The 5,313-nt window shown below is 40.5% G+C and carries 7 protein-coding genes; all 7 read left to right on the forward strand.

The annotated features are described in order from the left end of the window. On the forward strand, window positions 1-334 hold a 334-nt coding region (lepB, locus tag ACJHV0_RS06380), incomplete at its 5' end, for a signal peptidase I (RefSeq protein ID WP_483133699.1). Between the two features lie 56 nt (window positions 335-390). Then, a complete protein-coding gene (rnc, locus tag ACJHV0_RS06385) occupies window positions 391-1,065 on the forward strand; it encodes a ribonuclease III (RefSeq protein WP_483133700.1) in 675 nt (224 codons plus the stop codon). 49 nt (window positions 1,066-1,114) lie between these two features. Then, complete coding sequence (gene era, locus ACJHV0_RS06390; RefSeq protein WP_483133701.1) at window positions 1,115-2,032, forward strand: GTPase Era; 918 nt, start codon at window positions 1,115-1,117, stop codon at window positions 2,030-2,032. A 228-nt stretch (window positions 2,033-2,260) separates the two neighbouring features. Next, window positions 2,261-2,983 carry a DNA repair protein RecO gene (recO, locus tag ACJHV0_RS06395; protein ID WP_483133702.1) on the forward strand — a complete coding sequence of 241 codons (723 nt, stop codon included), beginning with the start codon at window positions 2,261-2,263 and terminating at the stop codon, window positions 2,981-2,983. A 75-nt stretch (window positions 2,984-3,058) separates the two neighbouring features. Beyond that, window positions 3,059-4,300 (forward strand): ATP-dependent RNA helicase RhlB, encoded by a 1,242-nt coding sequence (gene rhlB, locus ACJHV0_RS06400; protein WP_334233137.1) that lies wholly within the window; start codon window positions 3,059-3,061, stop codon window positions 4,298-4,300. 4 nt (window positions 4,301-4,304) lie between these two features. Beyond that, a complete protein-coding gene (locus tag ACJHV0_RS06405) occupies window positions 4,305-4,724 on the forward strand; it encodes a hypothetical protein (protein ID WP_483133703.1) in 420 nt (139 codons plus the stop codon). A gap of 23 nt (window positions 4,725-4,747) precedes the next feature. Further along, the coding region (locus ACJHV0_RS06410) for a helicase HerA-like domain-containing protein (protein ID WP_483133704.1) at window positions 4,748-5,313 on the forward strand (566 nt) is incomplete at its 3' end.

The following is a 5,313-nucleotide window of genomic DNA, read 5'->3' on the forward strand; positions in this document are numbered from 1 at the left end:
CCCTGAGTTCTTCTATCACGGTGAAATGCAAGTGGAACGTATGGAAAAAGGTGATGTTACGCATCAAATTTTAAATCACCCGATGGCGTTTAACTATGCTCCTTATTTCTACAAGCAAGAAGGTCAAGCAGAAGGCGAGTGGATTGTGCCAGAAGGACATTACTTTGTAATGGGCGATAACCGTGATAACAGTGAAGATAGCCGTTTTTGGGGCTTTGTACCTGAGAAAAACATTGTAGGTAAAGCAACTTTTATCTGGCTCAGCTTAGATAAAAAAGCAAACGAGTTCCCTACAGGGCTTCGTTTTTCTAGAATGTTTACTACTATTCAATAATGTCGTGTAGGGGCGAATTGTAATTCGCCCCTAAGTCTTTAATAAATAAAGAATTTATGCAACTCGAACGATTACAGAAAAAATTAGGTTATCAATTTCATAACCTTGATTACCTCACTCAAGCCTTAACGCACCGTAGTGCGGCGGCGAAAAATAATGAACGCCTTGAATTTTTGGGCGATTCGATTTTAAATTTTACTATCGGCAAAGCGTTATACGATAAATTCCCTAAAGCGAACGAGGGAGAATTAAGCCGTATGCGGGCAACGCTTGTGCGTGAACAAACCTTAGCCATTATTGCCCGTAAATTTGATTTAGGCGAATATCTAAAATTAGGTCCGGGTGAGCTAAAAAGTGGCGGACATCGCCGAGAATCTATTTTATCGGACTGTGTAGAAGCCATAATTGCAGCTATCTATTTAGATCAAGATATGGATCAGGCAATGGCAAAAGTGATGGATTGGTATGCGGATTTATTAAAAGAAATCAGCCCAGACGATTCACAAAAAGACCCAAAAACCCGCCTGCAAGAGTTTTTACAGGGCAGAAAATTGCCCTTGCCTGAATATGATGTATTAGATATTAAAGGCGAAGCCCATAACCAAACTTTCCGTGTTACTTGCAAAGTGATCAATCTCGATGAAATTTTTATCGGCACCGTCACGAGTCGCCGTAAAGCCGAACAAAACGCAGCAGAAAAAGTACTAGCGGTAATTAAAACAAAGAAATAACGAATTCCCTTCTTTCTAAAGAAGGGGATCTATATGAAAGGAAAACCAAATGACAGAACAAAACCAAATCCCAATCAAAACCTACTGTGGCTTTATTGCCATTGTTGGTCGCCCGAATGTTGGGAAATCGACTTTATTAAACAAAATTTTAGGGCAAAAAATTTCAATCACCTCACGCAAAGCTCAAACCACTCGCCACCGTATTGTCGGTATTCATACCGAAGATCAATACCAAGCGATTTATGTGGATACTCCGGGTCTTCACATTGAAGAAAAACGTGCCATTAACCGTTTAATGAACCGTGCAGCAAGCTCGGCGATTGGCGATGTGGATTTAATCATTTTTGTCGTGGAAGGCACAAAATGGACGGATGACGATGAAATGGTGTTGAACAAGCTCCGCTCTGCAAAAGCTCCGGTTTTGTTGGCGATCAACAAAATCGACAATATCAAAGAAAAAGAAGAGTTGTTGCCACATATTACCGAGCTTTCAAAAAAATTTGATTTCGCAGAAATCCTCCCGATTTCGGCTCAACGTGGTAAAAACGTCCATATTCTGCAAAAATTTGTACGTGAATCGTTACGCCCGGGCGAGCATCATTTTCCTGAAGAGTACGTAACAGACCGTTCCCAACGCTTTATGGCATCGGAAATTATCCGTGAAAAATTAATGCGTTTCACCGGTGAAGAATTGCCTTATTCGGTAACGGTAGAAATTGAACAATTTAAAATGAACGAGCGTGGTGTGTATGAGATCAATGGCTTAATTTTGGGTGAGCGTGATGGTCAGAAAAAAATGGTTATCGGTGCCGGCGGTCAAAAAATCAAAACCATTGGTATTGAAGCCCGTAAAGATATGGAACGCCTGTTTGATAACCAAGTCCACCTTGAGCTTTGGGTGAAAGTTAAAGCTGGCTGGGCTGATGACGAAAGAGCGTTGAGAAGTTTGGGGTATATGGAGGAGTAGGCTTTTTTAACTTTCATTCGTAAAGTTAAGATTGTATCAAATCTCCCCTAACCCCTCTTTTCTAAAGAGGGGGACTAGATCCCCATAAATTTTAAATTCATCTTTCTACTTGAGTTGTTAAATAGGGAAATGACTTACAAATAGACTTTGTACGATCTCCCCTCTTTAGCAAAAAGGGGAGGGGGAGATTTGGCAGAAGTATTACAGCCTCATAATTTATAAGACATTATGACCACAGACCAATGGCAACGAGCCTTTGTGCTTCATCGCCGAGAATACAGCGAAAGTAGTTTGCTTGTGGATTTCTTTACGGAACATTACGGGCGGATCACACTACTTGCTAAAGGAGCAAGGCGGGCTCGTTCGCCGTTGAAAGCGGTACTTCAGCCGTTTACGCCGTTATTGTTACGGTGGTCGGGTAAAGGGGATCTGAAAACGCTTACCAAAGCAGAGCCGGCGGCTCTCACTTTACCGATGGAAACAATCGCTCTTTATAGTGGTTTCTACATCAATGAGGTACTTGCAAGAGTATTGGAAAATCAGACCGCTTACCCAGAGCTCTTTCTGCATTATTTACATTGTATGACGGCACTTGCCACTCAAGATCAGGTTGAGCCGATTTTACGCACTTTTGAATTTCATACCTTAAAAGCATTGGGCTATGGGGTGGATTTTACCCACTGTGCGGCAACAGGTTTACCGGTTGATCCGAATATGAGCTATCAATTCAGAGAAAATGAAGGCTTTATTGCCTCGCTACTTCAAAATAACCACAGTTTTTTAGGGCGTGATTTACTGGCATTTTCTCAGCTTGATTTTTCAGAAAAAGCAACCCAACAAGCGGCAAAACGGTTTACTCGTATTGCATTAAAACCCTATTTAGGTTCTCAGCCGCTCAAAAGCCGAGAACTTTTTCAAGCAATCTTGCCTAATAAAGTGAAAAGCGGTTAGTTTTGTTAAATTTTTTGCAAATTTTCAGTAAAATATAACCGCTTGTAACAATAACAATTATCTCAAGGAAATATTATGTCAAACCATCTTACCGAGCACCGTTTTATCGATTTCCCTATTCACGCTAATGTCCTGAATGCGTTGGATAGTAAAGGTTTCGAGTTCTGTACGCCAATTCAAGCGAAAACCTTTCCGATTACCTTAAAAGGTAATGACATTGCAGGACAAGCCCAAACGGGTACAGGGAAAACGCTTGCCTTTTTAATTGCGACCTTTAACCACTTATTAAATAATGAAATTGAAACGGCAAAAAATCAACCTAGAGCTTTAATTCTTGCCCCCACTCGTGAATTGGCGGTACAAATTGGGGCGGATGCACAGTTATTTTTACAACATTGTGATCTTAAACTTGCCCTTGCCTATGGTGGAGATGGCTACGATAAGCAGGTGCAAGAAATTGAAAAAGGTGTAGATATTCTTGTTGGTACAACAGGTCGAGTGATTGATTATGTAAAACAAGGCATTATCAACTTAGATAACATTCAAGTGATAGTACTAGATGAAGCAGATCGAATGTTCGATCTTGGCTTTATTAAAGATATCCGCTATTTAATGCGAAAAGCACCTAAGCCTTCTGAGCGTTTAACGTTGCTCTTTTCTGCCACTTTATCGGCAAAAGTGCGAGAGCTTGCTTATGAAGATATGGATAATGCCGAATACATTGAAATTGAACCACTGCAACGTACAGGGCATCGCATTAAAGAAGAACTGTTTTATCCGTCAAATGAAGATAAAATGGCATTATTATTAACCTTATTAGAAGAAGAATGGCCGGAGCGTTGTATGGTGTTTGCCAATACTAAACACAAATGCGAAGAAATTTGGCAATATTTGGCGGCAGATGGTCATCGGGTTGGTATGCTAACGGGTGATATTCCGCAGAAAAAACGTCTGTCGTTGCTGGATAATTTCACTAAAGGCAATTTGGATATTTTAGTTGTAACTGATGTGGCTGCTCGTGGATTGCATATTCCGGATGTAACGCACGTTTTTAATTACGATTTGCCTGATGATAAAGAAGATTATGTTCATCGTATTGGCAGAACGGGGCGAGCAGGGGAGAGCGGGCATTCCATCAGCTTTGCCTGTGAGCGTTACGCGGTGAATTTACCGGCTATCGAAGAGTATATCGGACATCAAATTCCGGTCAGCCAATATGATAAGGAGTCTTTATTTGATTTGCCGAAAGTGAATCGTCCAAGAACTAAAAGTCCTTTTGTCGCAAAGAAAAATAATCGTAATGGTTGGAATAAATAGAGCTATGAATACCATTAAGTTTGCTAAATATCTATGTTGCTTAGTATTGCTGACTGGCTGTAAGAGCCTAGAGCAGTTTGAGGAAGATTGGTTATCTTCGGCAGAATCGGTTAATCGCCATTCATCAGCTAAGATTATAACGAAAAAAGAGCGTAATATAGGATTAAATCCGACGGTTAAAGCTAGTCAAAATAAATTACCTACAGTTAATCAAACTGTTGTAAATAAGCGGATAAATACGACCGCTTGTAAAGACAGTGATGATTGGTATTTAGATGGCTATCGTGTAGGGAAATCATTCCGTGCACAGAAAAACCAAATGTTAGAACAACGAAGTAGATACTGTGGCTATAATGTAAAAGAGTTACCTTCTCATTATTATCATAATTGGGATAGAGGTTTCCGCATTGGCATTAAAAGTTAATTTTAGACGAAAGAGAATCAAAAATGGGTTTATATAATATTGCTCAAACAGAATCGGGCAAAGTCATCTCACTTAACGCAAAAATGGCGAACCGACACGGTTTAGTGGCTGGTGCGACAGGTACAGGTAAAACGGTTACGTTACGAAAATTGGCGGAAGGCTTTAGTGATGATGGTGTGCCGGTGTTCTTGGTTGATGTAAAAGGCGACCTTTCAGGTTTAGTACAAGCGGGCAGTTTTTCCGGAAAAATTGCAGAACGCATTGAGATGTTCAACTTAGGTGGAGAGGATTACTTAAACGGTTATCCTGTCTCATTTTGGGACGTGTTTGGTGAATCCGGCATTCCGCTTCGTACCACGATTTCCGAAATGGGGCCGATGCTACTTTCCCGTTTACTTAACTTAAACGATACCCAAGAAGGTTTATTAAATCTTGTTTTCCGTGTAGCAGATGATCGTGGATTGCTGTTGATTGATTTAAAAGATTTGCGTGCTTTACTTAAATTTGTGGCAGATAATGCGAAAGAATTCCAAGTGGAATACGGCAATGTATCTGCGGCAAGTGTAGGAGCTATTCAACGAGCATTATT

It is taken from the genome of Mannheimia sp. (assembly GCF_056854775.1).

Coding starts and splice junctions, on each gene's coding strand:
- ACJHV0_RS06405 (WP_483133703.1), top strand. CDS start 4,305: ATGAATACCATTAAGTTTGCTAAATATCTATGTTGCTTAGTATTGCTG.
- rhlB (WP_334233137.1), top strand. CDS start 3,059: ATGTCAAACCATCTTACCGAGCACCGTTTTATCGATTTCCCTATTCAC.
- era (WP_483133701.1), top strand. CDS start 1,115: ATGACAGAACAAAACCAAATCCCAATCAAAACCTACTGTGGCTTTATT.
- recO (WP_483133702.1), top strand. CDS start 2,261: ATGACCACAGACCAATGGCAACGAGCCTTTGTGCTTCATCGCCGAGAA.
- rnc (WP_483133700.1), top strand. CDS start 391: ATGCAACTCGAACGATTACAGAAAAAATTAGGTTATCAATTTCATAAC.